General features: G+C 56.8%; 15 protein-coding genes and 1 tRNA gene. 10 read left to right on the top strand and 6 right to left on the bottom strand.

What is annotated here, in order from left to right:
• The first annotated feature begins 25 nt into the window (after positions 1–25).
• From VB780_RS01180 to VB780_RS01165, 4 genes are all read left to right on the top strand, one after another.
• Positions 26–1,264: a Zn-dependent hydrolase gene (locus VB780_RS01180; protein ID WP_323349308.1), complete on the top strand. Its 1,239-nt coding sequence runs from the start codon at positions 26–28 to the stop codon at positions 1,262–1,264.
• A 224-nt stretch (positions 1,265–1,488) separates the two neighbouring features.
• A complete protein-coding gene (msrA, locus tag VB780_RS01175) occupies positions 1,489–2,154 on the top strand; it encodes a peptide-methionine (S)-S-oxide reductase MsrA (RefSeq protein ID WP_323349307.1) in 666 nt (221 codons plus the stop codon).
• A gap of 617 nt (positions 2,155–2,771) precedes the next feature.
• Complete coding sequence (locus VB780_RS01170; protein WP_323349306.1) at positions 2,772–3,791, top strand: glycosyltransferase family 2 protein; 1,020 nt, start codon at positions 2,772–2,774, stop codon at positions 3,789–3,791.
• Between the two features lie 63 nt (positions 3,792–3,854).
• Positions 3,855–5,102 carry a glycosyltransferase gene (locus tag VB780_RS01165; RefSeq protein ID WP_323349305.1) on the top strand — a complete coding sequence of 416 codons (1,248 nt, stop codon included), beginning with the start codon at positions 3,855–3,857 and terminating at the stop codon, positions 5,100–5,102.
• 3 nt (positions 5,103–5,105) lie between these two features.
• Here VB780_RS01165 and VB780_RS01160 read toward each other — a convergent pair whose 3' ends face one another.
• The 5 genes from VB780_RS01160 to VB780_RS01140 form a co-directional block, all read right to left on the bottom strand.
• Positions 5,106–5,525, bottom strand: a complete 420-nt coding sequence (locus VB780_RS01160; protein ID WP_323349304.1) for a hypothetical protein — start codon at positions 5,523–5,525, stop codon at positions 5,106–5,108.
• Between the two features lie 122 nt (positions 5,526–5,647).
• A complete protein-coding gene (locus VB780_RS01155) occupies positions 5,648–6,886 on the bottom strand; it encodes an alpha/beta hydrolase (protein ID WP_323349303.1) in 1,239 nt (412 codons plus the stop codon).
• Positions 6,887–6,921: 35 nt separating this feature from the next.
• A complete protein-coding gene (locus VB780_RS01150) occupies positions 6,922–7,212 on the bottom strand; it encodes a hypothetical protein (RefSeq protein ID WP_323349302.1) in 291 nt (96 codons plus the stop codon).
• Positions 7,213–7,337: 125 nt separating this feature from the next.
• Positions 7,338–8,381, bottom strand: a complete 1,044-nt coding sequence (locus VB780_RS01145; protein WP_323349301.1) for an ABC transporter permease — start codon at positions 8,379–8,381, stop codon at positions 7,338–7,340.
• Between the two features lie 8 nt (positions 8,382–8,389).
• Positions 8,390–9,238, bottom strand: a complete 849-nt coding sequence (locus VB780_RS01140; RefSeq protein WP_323349300.1) for an Npun_R2479 family HD domain-containing metalloprotein — start codon at positions 9,236–9,238, stop codon at positions 8,390–8,392.
• A 278-nt stretch (positions 9,239–9,516) separates the two neighbouring features.
• Between VB780_RS01140 and VB780_RS01135 the strand changes: the two genes are divergently transcribed.
• The 6 genes from VB780_RS01135 (at position 9,517) to VB780_RS01110 (ending at position 16,826) form a co-directional block, all read left to right on the top strand.
• Entirely contained in the window at positions 9,517–10,839 is a 1,323-nt protein-coding gene (locus tag VB780_RS01135; protein WP_323349299.1) for an efflux RND transporter periplasmic adaptor subunit, read from the top strand.
• Between the two features lie 162 nt (positions 10,840–11,001).
• Positions 11,002–14,166, top strand: coding sequence for an efflux RND transporter permease subunit (locus tag VB780_RS01130; protein WP_323349298.1), 3,165 nt, complete (start codon positions 11,002–11,004; stop codon positions 14,164–14,166).
• A 48-nt stretch (positions 14,167–14,214) separates the two neighbouring features.
• Positions 14,215–14,286: transfer RNA gene (locus tag VB780_RS01125), tRNA-Gly, on the top strand.
• 233 nt (positions 14,287–14,519) lie between these two features.
• Complete coding sequence (locus VB780_RS01120) at positions 14,520–15,683, top strand: tyrosine-type recombinase/integrase (RefSeq protein WP_323349297.1); 1,164 nt, start codon at positions 14,520–14,522, stop codon at positions 15,681–15,683.
• A gap of 32 nt (positions 15,684–15,715) precedes the next feature.
• The gene (locus VB780_RS01115; RefSeq protein ID WP_323349296.1) at positions 15,716–16,390 is read left to right on the top strand and encodes a hypothetical protein; all 675 of its coding nucleotides are present in this window, start codon (positions 15,716–15,718) and stop codon (positions 16,388–16,390) included.
• A 7-nt stretch (positions 16,391–16,397) separates the two neighbouring features.
• Positions 16,398–16,826: a hypothetical protein gene (locus VB780_RS01110; protein WP_323349295.1), complete on the top strand. Its 429-nt coding sequence runs from the start codon at positions 16,398–16,400 to the stop codon at positions 16,824–16,826.
• Between the two features lie 93 nt (positions 16,827–16,919).
• On the opposite strand, the gene VB780_RS01105 is transcribed toward VB780_RS01110, so the two are convergent.
• Positions 16,920–20,792, bottom strand: coding sequence for a tetratricopeptide repeat protein (locus tag VB780_RS01105; protein WP_323349294.1), 3,873 nt, complete (start codon positions 20,790–20,792; stop codon positions 16,920–16,922).
• Positions 20,793–20,817: the final 25 nt, after the last annotated feature.

Here is a 20,817-nt window from a genome sequence, read left to right as displayed (position 1 = left end):
CCAAACTCCTCCCCACTGAGTACCCATGGCTCTTCTACAAACCCTTAGCATCAACGGCAAGCGACTCAATCAAAACATTGGCGACCTAGCTCAAATCGGGCAGCTCAACAACGGCGGTATCTGTCGGTTAGCCTTTAGTCCAGAAGATTTTCAAGGACGTGAGCTAGTGCGACGGTGGATGGTAGAAGCAGGTTTGAGCACCTGTATTGACACCGCCGGCAACCTGATTGGTCGCCGGAATGGTCGCACCCATGCGCCAGCCATTGCCACTGGATCCCACATCGACACGGTGCCCTGCGGCGGTAAGTTTGACGGCAACCTTGGAGTGCTGGCAGGTATTGAAGTGGCCCGTACCCTTCAGGAAAACGACATCACCCTTGACCATCCCTTTGAGGTAATTGTCTTTGCCGACGAAGAAGACACTATGGTTGGGGGCCGCGCCATGGCCGGTACCGCCTCCCTCGACGCTGCCAACTACCACCGCAAAGATGGCCGCCCTATTGACGAGTGTGTTAATTCAGCAGGGGGTAATTGGGAGCAGCTTTCCCTGTCTAAGCGCACCCGCGACGACGTCTGCGCCTTTGTCGAACTCCACGTCGAACAGGGTGGGGTACTGGAAACTGCTCAAAAACAAATTGGCGTGGTGCAGGGCATTGTGGGCATGCAGCGTTACCAAATCCACATCACTGGGCGGCCCAACCACGCTGGCACTACCCCGATGGATCAGCGTCAGGATGCCCTGGTGGCAGCCGCTCAAGTAGTTCTGGTGGTAAACCGTTTGGGCAAGCGCCCTCCCGCCCAGCAGGTAGCCACGGTAGGTGCCCTGCAAGTGTGGCCCAACGCCGACAATATTGTGCCTGGGCAGGTGCAATGTAGCATTGACGTGCGCGACCTCAACCAGCACGTGATCAACGATCTAATCGACGATTTGAAGGAAGAACTGCGGCTGATTGCCCAGAATACCGACACCAAAATAGAGATTGTGCCTCAACTCAATGTGGCCCCTAGCCCAGCAGCCGACCATATTCAAGCGGTTATTGCTGAGGTGAGCAGCCACCTGGGCCTGAGCCACATGCCCATGCCCAGCCGCGCTGGCCACGACGCCCTCGAAATGGGACGTTTTACCGATATGGGCATGATTTTTGTGCCCAGCGAAGGCGGCTTCAGCCACTCTGAGGTGGAGTACACCACCCCTGAGGAGTGCATTAACGGGGCTAATGTTCTGCTAGAAACGGTGCTGCGGCTCGATCGCCACTATCGCTAAACCCATAGGCACTGGAGCGAAGTCGGTTCCTAAGCTGGCAATCTATTCCATCGGTAAGCATCATTAGTGCCTAGAACCACAAGGAGCTGGGCATTTTTTGGATTGGACTGCGATCGCCCATTCCCTTCGGACTCACAGGCCAGGGACACCCCCTCTCTCAGGAAACCCCAAGGTGATAACGCTATAGTTGAGTTAGTCCTTCTACACAAACTGCAATAATTCCTATGGTTTTCTTCGGTTTAGGCAAAGGCAAAAAGTCAGAAATGCCCGCTCCTAACGACGCGCTGCCGGGTCGAGCTACAGCAATGCCTGTGCCTGAAAAGCACTACGTCAACGGCAACCGCTTGGCCCCACCTTTCCCGGCTGGCATGGAGCTGGCTTTGTTTGGTATGGGCTGCTTTTGGGGAGCCGAGCGCAAGTTTTGGCAGCTAGAGGGGGTTTACTCTACATCGGTTGGCTATGCCGCTGGCTACACCCCTAACCCAACCTACCAGGAGGTATGCTCGGGTCTAACCGGCCACAACGAGGTAGTGCAGGTTGTCTTCGACCCGAAGGTAGTCAGCTATGAGCAAGTTCTGAAAACCTTTTGGGAAAATCACAATCCTACCCAGGGCATGCGCCAGGGCAACGACGTAGGCACCCAATACCGCTCAGGCATTTACGTGTACTCTGAGGCTCAACGCCAACTGGCAGAAGCCTCTAAGCAAGCCTACCAAGTTGCGCTCAATGCCGCTGGCTATGGCCCCATTACCACTGAGATTCTGGAGGCTCCAGAGTACTACTACGCTGAAGACTACCACCAGCAGTATCTAGCTAAAAATCCAGGTGGCTACTGTGGCCTGGGAGGCACTAGTGTGGCTTGCCCTGTGGGTTTAGCGGTAGAGCGCTAAACCCGTCTAAACGGCCCATTCATTAAAAAAGCCCTGATTATGTATGCCTGAGAAGTCATGATCAGGGCTTTTTAGGGCAAAATATATCCATCCTAGACTGCCGTCTTATACCAAATCCCGAAGGAATACCCCCGATTTGTAGGGGCGTAGCATGCTACGCCCCTACGGGGTTCCTGATTATAAATCGGGGTTTACTAAATTGGATTTCGTATTACTTCCAGGCTTGATAAGGTTTCAATTTGGATATAAACTCACCTAATTTCTTGAGATTTTTTAGAGGTTCTGATTTGAAAGAAACTCCCTTCAGAAACATTGACTAATTGACGATGCCAAGTCCCAACACTGCCAAAAATAGTAGTAATTTGTTTAGGCAAAGATAAACTCTTAAAAATGTCCTCGAAATTTGAGGATTTGGCACGGCTAAAAGCGGCTGCACGAAGTGCCATTAAAATCTGTTTCAGGGCATTAACCCTGTTTTCTTTCAGAGCAAACTCAAATTCTGGATCTAAAATGCACCCTTGATGAAGTCTTGGTAAATTTCTTAAAAATCTATCCTAGCTTCGTTCTGCAGGCTGTATTTTTTAGTTTGAGCTTTAGTTGTTAATCCCCGCGTTGATATGCATCAGATTGGCGTTGTGACGATTGGCCGCAATGAAGGTGAGCGCCTCGTTCGCTGCCTCAAGTCTTTGCAGAACAACGTGCCTGCGGGAAGTCCTATTGTCTATGTAGACTCGGGCTCTACCGATGGCAGTGTGGAGAAGGCTCGCGAGATGGGCATTAACGTTGTTGAGCTTGATATGTCTGTGCCGTTTACGATGGCGCGGGGGCGCAACACAGGCTTTCAGTTTTTGGTCGAGAATTTTCCCCAGCTAACCTACGTGCAGTTCATTGACGGCGATTGCGAGCTGCTGCCTACCTGGATTAACGCGGCTTTGGCAGCACTGGAAAGCAACACGGCTCTCGCCATTGTCTGTGGGCGGCGGCGAGAGCGCTTTCCTGAGGCATCTCCCTACAATCGCCTAGCGGATATGGAGTGGAACACTCCGGTGGGCGAGACCCGAGCCTGCGGCGGCGACATGCTGGCCCGTGTGGAGGCGATTAAAGCGGTGGGTGGCTACAACCCTAAAATGATTTGCGGGGAAGAGCCGGAGATGTGCATTCGTCTGCGACGGAAGGGCTGGAAAATAGAGCGCATTGACGCCGACATGACCCTGCACGATGCCGCGATGACTCGCTTTGGTCAGTGGTGGAAGCGATCGATTCGCGGGGGCTGGGCCGTGGCGGAAGGGAAAGCTATGTATGGGAAGCCCCCTGAGTCATACATGATTAAAGAAGACAAGAGTGGCTGGCTATGGGGGGCAATTGTTCCGCTTTTGGCCCTGGGTCTGGCCTGGCCTACACGCGGGCTCAGCCTCTTGCTGCTGCTAGGTTACCCAGTTTTAGGATGGAAGATTTATAAATATCGTCACAGTCAGGGCGACGAGCCTGGAAATTCTCAACTGTACGCATTTTTCTGTACTGTCTCAAAGCTTCCTCAGGTGATTGGGCAAGGCCGATACTGGCTTAACCGCTGGCGCAATCAGCCCGCTACGCTGATTGAGTATAAGCCTGTCCCGGTGACGAACCCAGAGGCTTAGAAGCTTGATTACCCTCTATTTCCCACTACTTATTTTTTATTACTAGTCATGGCGAAAAGCCCTATGCGCATTGCCTATTTTACCGGCACCTATCCGAGAGCCACAGACACGTTTATTCAGCGTGAGGTTGTAGGGCTCAGGAATCTGGGGTTAGAGGTCTTTACCTTTGCGGTACGCCGCCCCGGAGATGACGCTATTGTTGGCCCTGAACAGGCGGCGGAGCGATCGCAAACCCATTACCTCCTGCCCTTTAACCTGGGTCTGCTGATCAAAGCCCATCTGGTGTTGCTATGGGGTAATCCAGGCCGTTACTTAACCAGTATTAAGCTGGCCTGGGCCACGAGCCAGCCTGGGATAAAGGGGTTTCTCTACCAGCTGATCTATTTTCTAGAAGCAGGCATTTTAGCCGATCGCATTGCTGCTCAAAATATCACCCATCTGCACAACCACATTGCTAGCTCTAGCTGCACAGTAGCTATGCTCGCTGCCGAGCTGGGTGGGTTTACCTTTAGCTTCACGATGCATGGCCCCCACATCTTTTTTGAGCCCTACCGATGGCGGGTGGATGAAAAAATTAAGCACGCCAAATTTGTGGCCTGCATCAGTCATTTTTGCCGCAGTCAAGGGATGATTTTTTCGCGACCCGACCAGTGGAACAAATTGCAAATTGTGCACTGTGGCGTTGACCCCAGTTTGTTTGAGACGGTCACCCACAAGGGCATGGGCAAGCGTCTGCTCTACGTGGGCAGATTAGCGGCTGAAAAAGGGTTGCCGGTTCTGCTAGAAGGCCTGACAGAATTAATCCGTATCGAACCCGATATGGTTTTAACCGTCGTGGGTGATGGAGCCGATCGGGCGCTGCTGGAGCAACAGGTGAGCGACTTAGGGTTACAGAATCACGTGCGCTTTTTGGGCTACCAATCTCAGGCGGCAGTGAGAGAGCATCTTAAAAATACTGACATATTTGTGCTGCCTAGCTTTGCCGAGGGTATCCCCGTTGTGCTGATGGAAGCGATGGCGGCAGGCGTTGCGGTCGTCGCCACCCAGGTTGCCGGGGTGAGCGAGCTTGTGCATTCAGGGGTGAACGGCTACGTAGTGCCGCCGGGCGATCGCCAAGCCCTGGCAGACTGCATCAGTTTTCTGATGAAGGATGCCGACACCCGCAACCGCCTGGGCGCTGCGGCTAGAACTAAGGTCGAGGAAGAGTTTAACGCTCTGACGGAAGTTGAGAAACTCTACCAACTCTTTACTGGAGAAACCTATAGGCAGGCCGACGCGGCAGTTGAAGCTGACACCAGTGCCGTTGTCTAAGGGCTAACCTGGATTTTCTGGCTGATTCTCACTCGCTGTTAAGAGCGGGATTGCTTGCCACTTAGGGGCATCTCTGCTTTGGACGCTAACCGGCTCTAACAGCAGCCACTGGTCTTTGGTTGCGCCCCGCTGGAGATAGACATCAAACTCTCGGGTCTGGCTCCGTTGGGCGTTGGTTAGGCTTCCCCCTTTGAGGTGGTAAGTTCCGGCAACTTCTACGGTGGACTGCCCGGCAAGCTCAGTCCAGTGATGGTCGGTAATGCGAATGCGGCCCACCTGAGTTCGATCGGCGGGGGCGGCGGCAAACTGACGGTAGAGAACAGCCTGGGTTTGGGCGAGCTTTTGGGCGATCGCACCTTCAACCACTGCCCTCGGCGGCCTGGGGTTAATGAGCCCGCACCCCAGCAGCGACAGGCAAAGCATCGCGGTTAAGACCCATCGGATTGGCCGAATCGATGCCAGTGTGACCATCATGCCTCTGTTGAACCCGCTCCCTTTAGGCTACTGCCTTACGTCCCTGGAAGAAACGGGTTGAGGTCGAAAGACTACGGGTTGGGCCGTAGCGCCCAGGCCAAAAATCGCTCCGTATAGTACAGGGCAATTTGATTGCTGGGGCCGCGAAACACAGCATCAAAGGCATGTTCGGCCCAGGGGATGGCGATTAGAACCGCCAAATTCCCGCTAACTTGGAGCTGTTCGTACAGCTGCCGACCATAGCTAGGCTTGACCACATGGTCGCGCTGACCGTAGATCAGCAGCGTTGGCGGCAGCCCCGACCTGATGGAGAATATCGGTGAGGCCTGCTGATAAAGCTCGGGGAATTGCGCGGGGGAACCGCCCAAAAAGGCGTCTAATACAGCGCGAGTATCGATGGGGTCAGGCACGGGTGGGTCGTAGTAGCCTGCCGACAGGTTGACTGGACCGTAATAATTGACTACCGCCTGTACAGGAGATCCCACCGTTTGATAGGCGGACAGCATGGCGAGATGGGCTCCTGCCGACCATCCCACCAGGGCGATGCGGTTGGCATCGATGCGGTAGTCTGGGGCGCGATCGCGAACCCACCCCAGTGCTGTCTGCACATCCTCCAGCTGGGTGGGAAAGCGGTACTGGGGCGCGTGGCGATAGTCGATGGCCACGACCGTATAGCCCTGGGCCGCCATATAGGTACTAAAGCGGGCCGTTGCGGCGGGTTCACCCTGTCGCCACGCGCCTCCGTAAATAGTGACGATAGCAGGGTGTAAATCCGGCTGAGTAGAGAATTTAGGCGGCTGGTAGATGTCTAGGGCCAGAGCGGCACCGTCTGGGGTTAAGACGGTCTGATGCTGGGGCGCGATTGCAGGCTCTGGTAGCCCCCGAATCAGATCCTCTAGGGTAAAGGGGTGCGATCGCAGCAATGGTCTTACCTGGGCTGAGATTTGGCTGCTGTAGTTTGCGCCCAACCCGCTCTGCATTTGGGCCTCGGCCCGCCGCACCGTAGCTGGCAACTGCAGCAGGGGCAAGCTGCTCAGCACCAGGCCGGTAGCACTGAATCCTATGGTTAGGAACCACACAAAACTGCGCGATCGCCCTCTGTCTCGTACCTTCGCCCCTCGTAGCACCAACGCCAGCGCCAGCAGCAGTCCCTGACCCAGCAGCAAAAATGGGCTGACCTCGGGAGCCCCCACACCTAGGGGCAAGAGCAAAAAGGTTGGGGCCGGCACCACAATCCAGAGGCTGAGAAACAGAGCGATTGCGGCTAGAGCGGCGATCGCCCATTCAACGAGTTGCCAGGGCAGCACCATGCAGAGGCTAAATGTCTAAGGGGTTATCTTTTCCCCTAGATTCTAGGACGTCCCACTAGAAGCCGGTTCAGCACCGCCAGAATGAGTGTAAAAACGGTGGCCCCAATAATCGACCAAATAATCGGAAAGGACTGCCCCCCAATCTGGAGAGCAAAAAACTCCGGCAGGCCCACACTGCGGGCAATTAACACACCCAGGTACGACCCAATGAAGCCCACCACAATGGAGGTCAGACAGCCCCCGGCCGTATAGCCGGCCAGCGATTGACCGATAGCGCCACAGATAGCGGCCACAACGAGTAAAATCAGTAGCTCAATCAGTCCCACAACCCCAGCCCTCCTGACTGTGACAGTGGCAGCTTAGTCTTCAGACAGAGCAGATTTATCTAGCACGGGAGAGATTTTCAAGGGAAAAACAGCTTCAGACTGTTACCCCTTTTCCCTGGGGGTGGCTACTGCTTTAGCGTGCGTGGATCTAAGGCATCGCGGAGACCATCGCCTAGCAGGTTAAAGGCTAGAGAAGTCACGACGATCAGAATCGCTGGGGGCCAAACCAGCCAGGGCTGGAGAACGAGAATAGACGCATTCGTCGCCAGGGTAAGCATGTTGCCCCAGGAGGCATCGGGCTGTTGAATACCCAGCCCAATGAAGCTCAGCACCGCCTCGGCCAAAATGAACCCAGGAATCGCCAGGGTGGCAGCAATAATGCCGTAGGTGGCGGTTTGGGGCAAAATGTGGCGGGTAATAATGTAGAGCGATCGCCCCCCCATTACCTTGCTGGCCTGTACATATTCACGCTCTTTAAGCGACAGCACCTGACCGCGAATTACCCGCGCCAGACCCGCCCAGCCCACCAGCGAAGTAATCAGCACAATCAGCAAAAAGCGCTGAGTGCTGGAGATACCCGCAGGCAGCACCGCTGCCAGAGCCACCAGCAGATAGATGCTGGGGATGGTCATCAGCACCTCCACTAGGCGCATCAGCACGGCATCGACCGCCCCGCCAAAGTATCCGGCCATACCGCCCACCAGCATGCCCAGCGGAAAGGAAATCGCAATGCCAATCAGCCCTACGCTGAGGCTAACCCGGCTGCCGTGGATTAGCCGACTGAACTGGTCGCGGGCCTGCTCGTCGGTGCCCAGCAGGTTGATGCGGGCGGGGCCAGCGGTATCAAACAGGGTCAGCCGCCCTTCGTCGCTGCGATGAAGAATACGCAGGGCCGAGGGCTGGGTGCGATCGACAATGATTTTTCGTTCTCCGGTGTTGATGTCGACCGGCCCCTGGGTGGTGGGATAAACGTGGGGAAAAAACCGCCCGGTTTCGGCATCGCGCCAGTACACCTGGGTAGGTGGCAGCAGCGACCCATTGAGCTGAGATTCGTAGGGGCTATAGGGGGCAAAAAAGTCGGCCCCCAAGGCCACAGCGTATAGAGCAATCAGCAAGATCGCCCCAAGCTGAGCTAAACGATTCGTTCTAAGCTTGCGCCACCAGGTCATAGACGGTATTAGGTGTGGATTACGGTTTGCTCGTTCTCCACCATAAACACATTTGAATAGAGGTTAGCAATTATTTGCTTACCTTCTTGGGTGAGCGACAGATATCGCAGACCGTCTTGAATATAGGGGTGAACCACATTCCAGTAAAACTTGGGGTAGTTGGCCCGCAGGTCGCCGGGGTGCTCGTACTTGAGGTATCTGTTTTGGCCGGTCTCTTCAAACTCGTAGTACAGCGCCCCAATTTTCTTGAGGTAGCGGGGGTCGCTGAGCTGACCGATCAAGTCGGCGGCCCGCACTAGGCCAGGGAAGTGCTGGGTATCTTGGTGGTCTTCTTCTTTGGGCACCGGGAAGCGGGTCAGCTCAATGTTGCGCTTAATGATTTTGGAGTCGATTACCGGGTTGCCGCCAAAACGTTCTTCGATAAAGCGCTTGCCCCGATCTACGTGGTAGGGCGTCAGGGCGGCGTCTGAAGCACCGGGCTTTAGCGGCACCATATCATCGCCCTGGCCGGTGGAGTAGAGGTGGTTGCGGTCTTGGTCGCTGCGGCACACCCCTTTGACGTAGCCAATGTCGTGGCAGACCAGGGAAATAATAAAGTGCATCCAGTCTTTGCAGGTGACGCCGCCTTCGCGGATGTGCTTGCCCCGCAGAATCTCTTGACCGACGAGGGCAACTAAAACCGTGTGCTCGACGTTGTGGTAAAGTGCATCGCTGTTGGCGATGTTTTCTAGCGCCATACTGCCCGCCCAGGCAATGATGTCTTCGTAGTCGGGGTTTTGGCCGCCGTAGGTGCGGTGGTAGCCCACCCGCAGCTTGTCGACAAAGTCACTGATCAAAATTTCGGTGGCGTTAAACATTCCCAAGACCTGCCTTTTTAGAGTCGAGCCGTTGGCGTGAGAGAGCAGTGACGACTGGGTGAAGCTCACGCAATAGATATCTTGCTATTAGACCAAACCTTCCCCGTTTGGGTGTGTGATTCGAGTCAGTAAAAACGATTAGTTTAGTTGCCAAAGGCTGAGTCAAGCGGCAATTTCCTTGATAAAACAAGCGATCCCAAGGATGCCGGGCTTTAAGCCATAATGAGAAAATAAACATTTCGTAATCTATCGAGCCGTTGATCCCTGAGGGTTTGTCTGTGCCAGATCTCCATTCCTCCGATCCTCAGTCGGCGGCGGCTGTTTCACCGGCTGAAAAGGATATGACCCACTATAGTGAGGCCAGCGCTGGCCGTGAGCCCCGCCGTCGCTGGTCGGGGGTGCTACTGGGCATGGGGGCTGGGGTGCTGCTTACCCTGGTGGGTACCCAGCTTTTGGGCGGGCGAGAGAATACCCCGTCTGATCAGACAGAAGCGCCCCCCGCAGTGGCGACCCAGACCGTGACGGTGGCCGTTGTTACCCCAGACACAGTGGCCGACACCCTGGCTATCAACGGCAGCGTGCAAGCAACCGATCTGTTGACGATCGCCCCCCAGGCCAGCGGTCTACAGATTCGCCAGATCTTAGTGCGCGAGGGCGATGCGGTCAGTGCCGGGCAGGCGATCGCCACCCTAGACGACGCCACCCTGCAAGCCGATCTGCGCCAGGCCCAGGCCCAGCTGTCGGTCTCCCAGGCCCAGGTGACCCAGCGGCAGGCGGCCTTAGCCCAAGCCCAGGCCACCTTGGCGGAGGCCCAGCAAAATCTAGCCCGTTTGCAATCTCTAGCCGATCAGGGGGCCATTAGCCAGCAGGAACTAGCCCGCCAGCGCACCCAAACCGTTACCGCCCAAGAGGCGATCAGCCTGTCGCGGGCCGAGGTGGAAAGTGCGGAGGCGGGGGTGCGATCGCAGCAGGCTGCCATCGACCGGCTGCAAACCCAGCTCAGCCAAACCACCGTGCGCGCGCCTCTCGCCGGAGTAGTGGCTGAACGCCAGGCCACCGTGGGCGATGTGTCGGCCCCCGGCACCCCGATCGTGACGCTGATTCAAAATAACCAGCTGGAGCTGGCCGCCGAGGTGCCTCAGACCCAGCTCGACCAGGTGGCGATCGGTGCCCCGGTCACGGTCACCTCCAATGCCGACAGCCGTATCCAGCTCCGGGGTACGGTGCAGTCCATTGACCCGGTGGTGGATGCGGCGACTCGGGTGGCGACGGTAAATGTGTCTCTGCCCGCCAGCGACCTGCTGCGGCCCGGCATTTTTCTGCGCGGTGAGGTCACCACCAGCTCGCGCCAGGGGCTGACGATTCCGGCTGTGGCGCTACAGCCCCAGCCCGATAGCACTACCCAAGTGTTTGTGCTGAGCGAAGGCAATGTGGTCGAGGCCCGCGAGGTGGAGCTGGGCAACCGCATTGCCGCCAGCGGCGACGAGGCCGCCCAGGTCGAAATTCTTCAGGGGCTGGCATCGGGGGAACAGGTGGTCACCTCTGGCGTCGGGTTCTTGCAGGACGGCGATGTGGTGACGGTTGTCCCCCAGGATTCATAAAGCCTTGGCTCGGCTTCGCCTACGCACCAACAATGCCCCAATCCCGTAGGGCACTCATCATTTAGAAAATCCATCTTTCAGATGATTAGGGCAGACACCTAGGTCTGCCCCTACGTCACCCATCCACCCATCCACCCGCCCACCCAACTACCCCTCCTCTCCATGAACCTCTCCGGCTGGTCTATCCGTCGCCCGATCCCTGTCATCGTGTTTTTCTTGGTGCTCACCCTGGGGGGGCTGGTTTCCTTTGGGCAGCTGGGCATTGACGAGAACCCCAATATCGAGTTTCCGGCGATTACCGTCACCGTGACCCAGACCGGGGCGGGGCCAGAGGAGCTAGAAAACCAGGTGACCAAGCCGGTGGAGGATGCCGTCGCCGGGCTGGGCGACATCGACAGCATCAACTCCACCGTGCGGGATGGCTCCTCGACGACGGTGATTTCGTTTATCCTCGGTACCGATGTGGATCGGGCCACCAACGACGTGCGCGACGCGGTGACGCGGATTCGCCAGGATCTGCCGGGCAGCATTCAGGAGCCGGTGATTCGGCGGCTGGAGTTTGGCGGCGGGGTGGTGATGACCTACGCGGTAAATTCTCACCAGCGCTCGGTGGAAGAACTCAGCGACCTGGTCGATCGCACCATCAGCCAGGAGGTTCTCACCGTAGAAGGGGTGGCGCGGGTAGATCGCGTCGGCGGTGTTGACCCCGAAATTCGCGTTGACCTCGACCCAGAGCAGCTCGACGCCCTGGGCATCACCGCTACCCAGGTCAACGACCAAATTCGCGCCCTAAACATTAACCTGCCCAGCGGGCGGGCGACTCTGGGGGGCCAAGAGCAGAGCTTTCGCACCCTGGGCAGCGCCCCCACCGTCGAGGCGTTTCAGGCGGCTCGCATTGTGCTGCCCAACGGTACCACGGTGCCTCTGACCAGTCTGGGCACGGTCGAAAGCGGCTTTAGGGAAGCGCGGCAGTCGGCCCAGCTGGGCAACCAGCCGGTGGTGGCGTTTTCGGTTTATCGCAGCACGGGCAGCGTGTTGGTGTCAGTGGAAGACGGGGTGCAAGCCGTGGTGGCGCAGCTGAATGAAACCCTGCCCGAGGACGTGAATATTGAGCTGATCTTTACCCGCGCTACCGAGATTCGCGATTCGTACCAGGCGTCGATTGACGCGCTGATTTTGGGCTGCCTGCTGGCGGTGGTGGTGGTCGGTGTGTTCTTGCGCGACTGGCGGGCGACGCTGGTGACGGCGACGGCGCTACCGCTGTCGATTATCCCCACATTCTTAGTGCTGGGCTGGTTTGACTATACCCTCAACAGCATGACCCTGCTGGCCCTGACTCTGGCGGTGGGCAACCTGGTCGACGATGCGATCGTTGAAATTGAGAACGTGGAGCGCCACATTGACATGGGCAAGCGCCCGTTTCAGGCGGCGCTCGATTCCACCGCTGAGGTGGGGCTGGCGGTGGTGACGACTACCGCAACCATTGTGGCGGTGTTTTTGCCGGTGGCGTTTATGGGGGGCATTCCGGGGCAGTTTTTTCAGCCCTTTGGGGTGACGGTGGTGACGGCGACGGTGTTTTCGACCATTGTGGCCCGGCTGGTGACGCCGATGATGGCGGCCTATCTGCTCAAGGGTAAGCCCCATGCCATGGTGGCCGGGAAGTCGCTTGAAACCTTTGACGGTCATGGCGAGTTTCCTAACGGCAATGGCAACGGCAGGGCACCGCGCCGTGGCCCCTACCGCAGTCTGCTGGGCTGGGCGCTGCGGCACCGGGGAGTGACGGTGGCCCTGGCGCTGGTGTTTTTTGTCGGCAGCCTGGGATTAGTGCCCTACATTCCCACCAACCTGTTTGACAGCAGCGACTCGGGCCTGTCTACAATTTCGGTCGAGCTGCCGCCAGGTGCCACCCTGGCCGATACCCAGCGGGTAACGACTCAGCTGAGCGAAGCGCTGCTGGACGATCCGGCGGTGTCCACTGTTCTGGCCACCGAGGGCGGTGACGACGGCGTTAACCAGGCCACGCTCTACGCTCGGCTGCTGCCCGAGGGCGATCGCACGGTATCCCAAGCTCAGTTTGAGCAGCAGGCCCGCGATATTTTTCAGCAGGTGCCCGGTGCCCGCATCACCTTTCAGAGCAGCGGAGCCTCGGGGGAGGGCAAAGACCTCAGCGTGGTGCTAAAGAGTGACGACCCCCTGGCCCTACGGGAGGCCTCAGATGCGCTCACCCGCGAAATGCGCGGCGTGCCGGGGCTAGTGGATGTTAGCTCTAGCGCCAGCCTGGTGCGGCCCGAGGTGCAGATTATCCCCGATATGGCGCGCGCCGCTGACCTGGGGGTGACGGTGCAGGCGATCGCCGCCACCGCATCTTTGGCCACCCTGGGCGACACCGACGCCAACCTGGCCGACTTTAACCTGGGCGATCGCCAGATTCCCATTCGCGTGCAGATCGATCCGGTCTTTCGCGACGACCCAGAGCTGCTGCAAACCCTGCGGGTGCCCAGCCAGAGCGGCGATCTAGTGCCCCTCGCTGCGGTAGCCGACGTGCGCTTTGGCAGCGGCCCGGCCCAGATCAACCGCTTCGATCGATCGCGCCAGGTCACCATCGGCGGCAATCTCCAGGGCATTACCCTCGGTCAGGGGCTAGCCCTGGTAGACGCGCTGCCCACCATGCAAAACCTGCCCGCCAGCGTCACCCAGGAGCCCGCCGGGGATGCCGAAATCATGGAGGATATTTTTAGCCGCTTTATTTTGGCCCTGGGAACAGCGGTGCTGATGATTTTTGCGGTGCTGGTGTTGCTCTACAACAGCTTTATTTACCCGATGGCGATTATGGCGGCGCTGCCCCTGTCGGTGGGCGGCGCGCTGCTGGCCCTGCTGATTGCCCAAAAGCCCCTGGGTCTGTTTGCCCTGATCGGCATTGTGCTGCTGATGGGCCTGGTAACCAAAAACGCCATTTTGCTGGTGGACTATGCCCTGATGGCGCTGAAGCAGGGCAAGACCCGTAAAATGGCGGTGATGGAAGCCGGGGTGACTCGTCTGCGCCCAATCTTAATGACCTCGATCTCCACGATGGCGGGGATGGTGCCGATCGCCCTAGAAATCGGGGCGGGGGGCGAGACGAGAAGCCCAATGGCGATCGCGGTGATCGGCGGTTTTACCACCTCCACGCTGCTGACGCTGGTGGTGGTGCCGGTGTTGTTTACCTACATTGAGCAGGTGAATGGTGCGATCGCCAAGCTGTTTGCCCGCTTTAGAGGCAATGACGGCGGCCCCACCCCGCCCTCTGCCCCAGAAACTTCGTCGAAGGAATATACGTTGAGCAAATAGCCGTATAATGGGAACCCGTTGGCAACGCGCTTGCCCAGCGGCACCTCTGCGGGTGTAGTTCAGTGGTAGAACGTCAGCTTCCCAAGCTGAATGTCGTGAGTTCGAGTCTCATCACCCGCTTTCAAGTGTTTCAGCCCCAAACGCTCTCCCAGAATAGGGATTCAGCCATCAAGGTGTTGATTGCTTTTTGGCAAAGTGGCCGTGACGTTGGGTCACTTTGGGGCAGTTTGGGGGTAAAAACTGGTACGAAATTGGTATAAACCTCCGGGCACGAAAAGCGGATTGATGGGGTCTGGAATAACCGTAGATAACGGCAAGGGTGCAGGCGATGTACTTTACCCCCACTCCGAACTATGGCTAAAGGACAAGTTAAAGTCGAAGTTTACTCCGAGCGCTTGCGGTTGCGGTGGAGCTACCGGAGCCAGCGCTACTGCCTGTCGGTTGGCTTACCAGATAGCATCATCAACCGCAGGGTCGCCACGCAAAAGGCCCAGCAGATCGAGTTAGACATGCTGAGCGGCAATTTTGACCCCACGTTGCAAAAATACAAGCCTGAGGATCCACTGCCAATGGTTGCAGCTGGGTCTGAGACGTCTCAGAGCTATACCCATGTCTTTAAGCAGCACTGGGATGAGTTTGTTGACGATAAGGGGCAGCGGCTAGAGAGCCCTTTTACCATCGTGAGCATGTACAACCCGATTCCCAAAAAGGTGCGCAATTTCGGGCGCAAGATCCTTGGCCGCCGGGAGGCCCAAGAGTTCGTCACGTTTATGCTGCAAAGTGCTTCTGCTGCCACCATTAAGAAACAGGTGATCATCCTGAATGACTTTGGCAACTGGGTACAGCAGAACAAACTGGTGGACGCAGGTTGGGAGAACCCCTTTACTGGGCTGACGGAGATGTGCCACCCTGTGCCACCGCTCAAAGTTCCCCCCTTTAGCGAGGCGGAAATTAAGCAAATTATCGGTACCTTTCGCGACGACCGCTACTACGCTCACTACACCGACTATGTGCGGTTCTTGTTTATGACGGGCTGTAGAACCAGTGAGGCCATCGGCCTCCAGTGGAAGCATATTCGTCGCGACTGTACCGGGATTACGTTTAACGAAACCCTGGTGCGTAAGGGCACTGGCACGGCTCGCCTGCGAAAAGCCACCAAAACGAATCGGGCTCGGTTCTTCCCGTGCAATGGTGACCTACAGAACCTGTTGTTAGCCATTCGCCCTGAAGACTACAAGCCCGATATGCTGGTCTTTCCCAGCCCCAAGGGCAAACCGATTGATGCGACCAACTTCCTAAATCGGGCTTGGCAGAGCATTTTGAAGAAGTGCGGCATGACTCAAGAAAACGGGCTGTACCGCACCCAGTACAACACCCGGCACACGTTCATTAGCCACATGCTGGCGAAGGGGATGTCAGTGATTGAGGTGGCCAAGCTGACTGGACATGATCCTAAAGTTCTGTTGGAGCACTATGCTGGCCTCATTAGTCAGATCGAGGTGCCCACGTTCTTCTAGGGGTTGGTAGTTGTCTAGGAGCGCTATCCGTCATGACCTGGAACACCAATTTTGGCAAGCGCGTGCTAGAGGGGTCAGAGGCTAAGTTTTACCTGCACATTCTCCAGGCGGCGGTTGAGTTCAGCCAGGAAGCGGTTGAATTCGACGATGTAGAGGTTATCACTGGAGACCGCATCTTCGACAGCGCTAGCTTTGAGCAACGGGTGGTGTTGTGGCATCGGTGCCTGGAGGCGTTACTCAAGCCCGAGGTGCCGGTGCCACCCCTCACCAATGTGCTAGAAGCAGCTGCCTATTTCCCTTTTGCCTGGTTGACCCAACGGGTGGAGGATGAAATCGCCTTCGCTGACTGTATTAAGCAGGATGGCGATCCGTTTTACTGGCGAAGACTGATTTGGGAAACTCTGAACGCCCTGGGAATGCTCAAGGTTTTAGAAGCTGAGTTTGAGGAGGAGGAGGACATTCTGCCCATTGAGGTGGATTGTGAGGACTCGCTGGAATGGGAGAACTGCATTGATGAGCTGGCCGACCGCATCTTTTGGGATCGTGACTGGCAGGTCACCTACAACCATCCTGAGTTGCTAGATGGCATTGAGGAAGAGTTTGCGAACCAAACGGGAATTTCTGAGGACTATGTTCAGAATCGTCTGCCTAAGGTGACACAATCAGAAGCTGATGCAGCGCTGCAGAAAATTTTAGATTGGCAATAATGTCTGTATGACAACACAGCTTTCGACGGCAGAACTCCAAGCCACCCAAACCCTGTTGCAAGGCTATGCTCCCGCCCAACCGGCTCTGGCCACCCTACACCAGCACCAGGGCGATCTGGAAAGCAGTTTGGATGATCTTGTCTCGGCGGCAGCGGGGGCAACTGTTTATGGGGAGGATCGCAAGACCCTGCGCCAGGTGTTGCTGGCCAACCTGCGGCGAGAACTGTGCGGTGACGATAGCTTTCGCGAACGGGTAGAGGAGTACAACAAAAACCCTGCCCAGGCGGCACTGCTGACGGGGCTGATTGTCTATGTGGTGGAATTGGTGGCGCTGCCCTGGATGAGCCCGGCGATCGCCACGGTAGCGGTGCTATGGGTGCTGAAGATTGGCCTGCGCACCTTCTGCGACTACACCGAACCCAGGGAATCTCGCTGAACAGGCTGTGGCATTGAAGGGGTATGGCAAAGTGCGAACTAAGGGCAAAGATTTTAGAAATTTTCTCTCAGAAGGGGTGATGGTGCGGAGGCGCTAGGGGTTGGCGGCTGCGAAGAGTTGTTGCACCTCGGCGGGAGTGGTGTTGAGGCACTGGGCCACAACGGTCAAAAAGGCTTCGTCTGGGAACTCACCATAGAAGCGAGCGAGATTTCTTAAAGAAATGCCTAAACCGTGCTCATTACTGAACTCCGCCATAATTTGTAAATCTTGTAAATAAGCAGTTCTTGCTGCTTTGATGTTGCCCATCGCTTCAGCAACCTTACCGAGCTGAAAGTAAGTGCCCGCTTGCTCGTAGCGGTCGTCGAACTCGATGTAGATGTCGAGAGCCTGCTGATAGCAATGTCGTGCCCGTTCATACTCCCGCTGTGCTTCCGCCACCATGCCCAACTGGTGGTAGGTGCTGGCTTGGCTATAGCGGTCGCCGAACTCGATAAAGATATTGAGGGCCTGCTGATAGTGCTGTCGCGCCTGCTCATACTCCCCCTGTGCTTCCGCCACTATGCCCAACTGGTGGTAAGCGAAATTCTGATTGTAACGGTCGCCATATTCAATCCAAATGTTCAGCGCCTGATGGTAGTGCTGTCTAGCTTGCTTGTGTTCTCCTAACTCCAATGCAGCAGTACCTAAGGCACAGAGCGTGCTAGCTTGGCGGTGACGATCACCAAACTCGATGTCAATATCGAGTGCCTGCTGATAGTATTTGCGCGCCTGCTCATACTTCCGCTGTGCTTCCGCTACCATGCCCAACTGGTGGTAGGTGCTGGCTTGGCCATAGCGGTCGCCGAACTCAATGTCAATATCGAGAGCCTGCTGAAAGTGTTGGCGTGCCTGCTCGTACTCCCGCAGTTCCTGCGCCACGATACCCAAGTGGTGGTAGGTGCTCGCTTGCTCGTGGCGATCACCGAACTCGGCTTTGATATTGAGGGATTGTTGATAGTGCTGTCGTGCCTGCTCATACTCCCTCATCTCTTCCGCCACCATACCCAACTGGTGATTTAATAAACCCAACACATACCCCCGCCTAGTCTCGTTGAGATCTTTTAGTACTTCATAGGTCGCTAGCGACTTTTGATAGTAAGTTCTCGCCTGAGGATAGGCTTGCATTTCTTGATGTCTCCGCCCTAGTCGCTGATAAACCACTCCTAACTCATCGCCAATTTTTCCGTGGTTGATTAAAGCGCTTGGATATTGCTCAAGAGCCTTACAGGTGGAATCAGCAACTTTTAGACCGAGCGTAAAGTTCTGGGTTAGCTCCAAATAGTCCTGGATACAGGAAAAAAGTGGCTCTATGTTTTGTGTCTTGTCTAAGCAAATCTTCAAAACAGCATACAAATTCTCATATTCCAACTGACAGAACAGCAACCCCAGTTGTCGCTGGTGAGGGTCTTTGGATTGCGTCAACTGCTGGTAGCTGCCTGCCAAGACCTGGTAGTGGGCTCTAAAACCGTCGTAGAGGGCATCACGGGTAGCGGCATCTAGGGTGTTGAGCTTGGTGCGGAGAAAGTACGGGAAGATAGGCTGAATGGTCAGCAGTCGAGGATTGTTGGCATCCATCGGAGACAGCAACCCCCACTGGATTGCCTCCTGTATGGCGGCATCGAACTGACTGGTGTCGTAGTCTCGAAACGGCTCTCGTTGGCTGAGATGTTTGCCGTAGTTTTCCAGATTAGCCCGGTCGATGAAGCCATTAAACGGGGCCAAACACACCAGCAGCTTTTGCGCCTGAGACGACAGGTTGCTGTGGGAATATTCCACACATTTGAGAATGTTGTTGGTTTTATCGTCACCGCCCACGTTCAAGTTCACATCGGCGGCATTCAGCGCCGCTAAAATCTCAGCGGGGCTTTGCCGTGCCAGATTGGTCAGCACTACTTCCATCGCCATGGGGTAGCCCGCCAGCAGCGCCATCAACCGTTTAAAGTCCGCATTCACCCGCAGGGCAGCAATGCGTTGGGGGTCGCGCACCTGGGCGGCGAGGATTTTTTCCGCCAGTTCGGTGCGGGCTTCTGGGTCTAGGCCACTGAGGGCATAGATATGGGCTTGGCCCGCGTGGGTATAGATTTCGGCCAGCCAAGCTTCGTTGCTGCGGGAACCCATGATCACCTTGGTTTTGCCATTCACCAGCTTTAGCAAAAACTGCCGCAGCCGCTGCTGTTCTTCGGCGGGCAGCGTGTTAGGAATCGCCAACGCCTGCCCCGTCACCGACTCCAGATTGTCCAAAATCAGCAGGTAGGGGGTCTCGCGCAGGGTTTGGGCCAGTTTGGCTTCCTGGACCGTGGGCGACAGGGCCAAAAATCGGGCGTAGGTGACCGATTGCTCTGGGCCATAGAGGCGCTTGCCCACTTTGTGGCAGATTTGCGCTAGGGTGTGGGCCTTTTCGTCGTAGCCAAAGTAAAAGGCATCTTCCACAAAGTGGGTGGTCAGCCACCAGCGCCACAGGTAGCGCAGCAGCGTGGTTTTGCCGGTGCCGCCCATGCCTTGCAGCAGCAGCAGATTGTGCCGCAACAGCGACTTTTCAATTTTGAGAATCTCCAAATCCCGCCCTACAAAGCCATAGGTCGGCATGGGGAAACGGTAGCGATCATCCAGATCAGCCTGGGCAACGAAGTAGGCCTCTTCCTCGGCAGCGGTGAACTCCCGCAGATTCAGATCCACCGGGCGGTTGGCATAGACCACCGGCAGCAGCCAGTCTTCCAGGGGCACTCGTTGGTTAAAGTAGACCTTGCGCTCTTTACGGTTGTACAGTTCCTTGCGGCTCAGCCGAATCGCTTCAGGAATGCCCTGCTGGGCGAACAGCTCCGCATAGAGCTTTTCCATCATCACCTGGGCGGCGGTGACTGTGACGGAATAGCCCATCGCCACCACCATCTGCACCCCCGCCGCCATCAACCGACTGCCCAGGCTGGTCTCTGTATTTTGGATTGGAGATTGGGGATTTTGGATCGCCTCCGTCCCCTCCTCGGAGGGGTAGGGGTGGGTCTGCTCGGCTTCCCCCCTAACCTGCTTCGCCGATTGACAGGCATTCAAAATACAGATCGGGATGCCCTTAGCCGTCAGCAGCGCCGCTAGTTCCTCCGCTTCCACCGGATCGGCTTGGCCTTTGCTGTTGCCCTCAAAAAACAGAAACGCCCTCTGCCCCGTGTAGCGCTCCATATCTGGACGACCATAACGGGCTTTGTAGAGGTAGCGATCCTGCGTTACCCCGCCCTCGAACTGGTCGTAGGTCATCAGCCCGCCGTGGGCATCGAAGTGGACGATGTGATAATGCCCCACTTTGCCCTCCAGGTGTTCGGCCAGGGCCTGGAACGTGCCGGGACGCAAGATCTCCACCTTTACCCGCAACTGAGCCCGGTGGATGGCCTCAATCAGCGGACGGGAAATGGTGCGATAGCCCACATCGGATTCTTCATCCGGGCGGGCGGTGACTACCAGCAGGTTAATCACCGGGCTGGGGACTCGGTTAATGTCGGGGGTGCCCCCGGCGCGGAACCGCTTGCGGGTAAAGATCGCCTCTATGGACAGGGGGGTAGGATGGTCGGGGTCTTTCAGCGCCTCCCAGTGCAGTGCTTGGAAGTCGGGGGAATCGCCTTCAATCTCAATCTGGAGCTGGCTTAGCCCACCGCTACAGGCCTGGCTGTAGTCGGCATAGGCCCGGCGACCGCCAAAGATTTGCTCAAACAGGCTCTCGCCGTAGGTCTGCACACTGGCCGCCGCTCGCTGGGCGATCACCTGGTTATCAAAGGGAAAGCGAATCCACTGCTCGAAGTAAAACTCTAGCTCCTGCTCCTGCCGCTCGGTGAAGGGGTCGCCGATGGTGACGGAGTACTGGGTCTGCCCGTCAATGCTGACGGTGGTGACAAAGCCGGACTCGGAGGCTTGCTGGTAGCGGAGGGCGATGGTGGGCACGGCGATGGGCCAGCAGGGCTAAATT

The sequence above is a fragment of the Leptolyngbya sp. CCNP1308 genome (genome assembly GCF_034932455.1).
Classification (GTDB): domain Bacteria; phylum Cyanobacteriota; class Cyanobacteriia; order Phormidesmidales; family Phormidesmidaceae; genus Nodosilinea.
The sequence above is the reverse complement of the archived record's forward strand: the minus strand, read 5'-3'. Positions and strand labels throughout refer to the sequence as shown.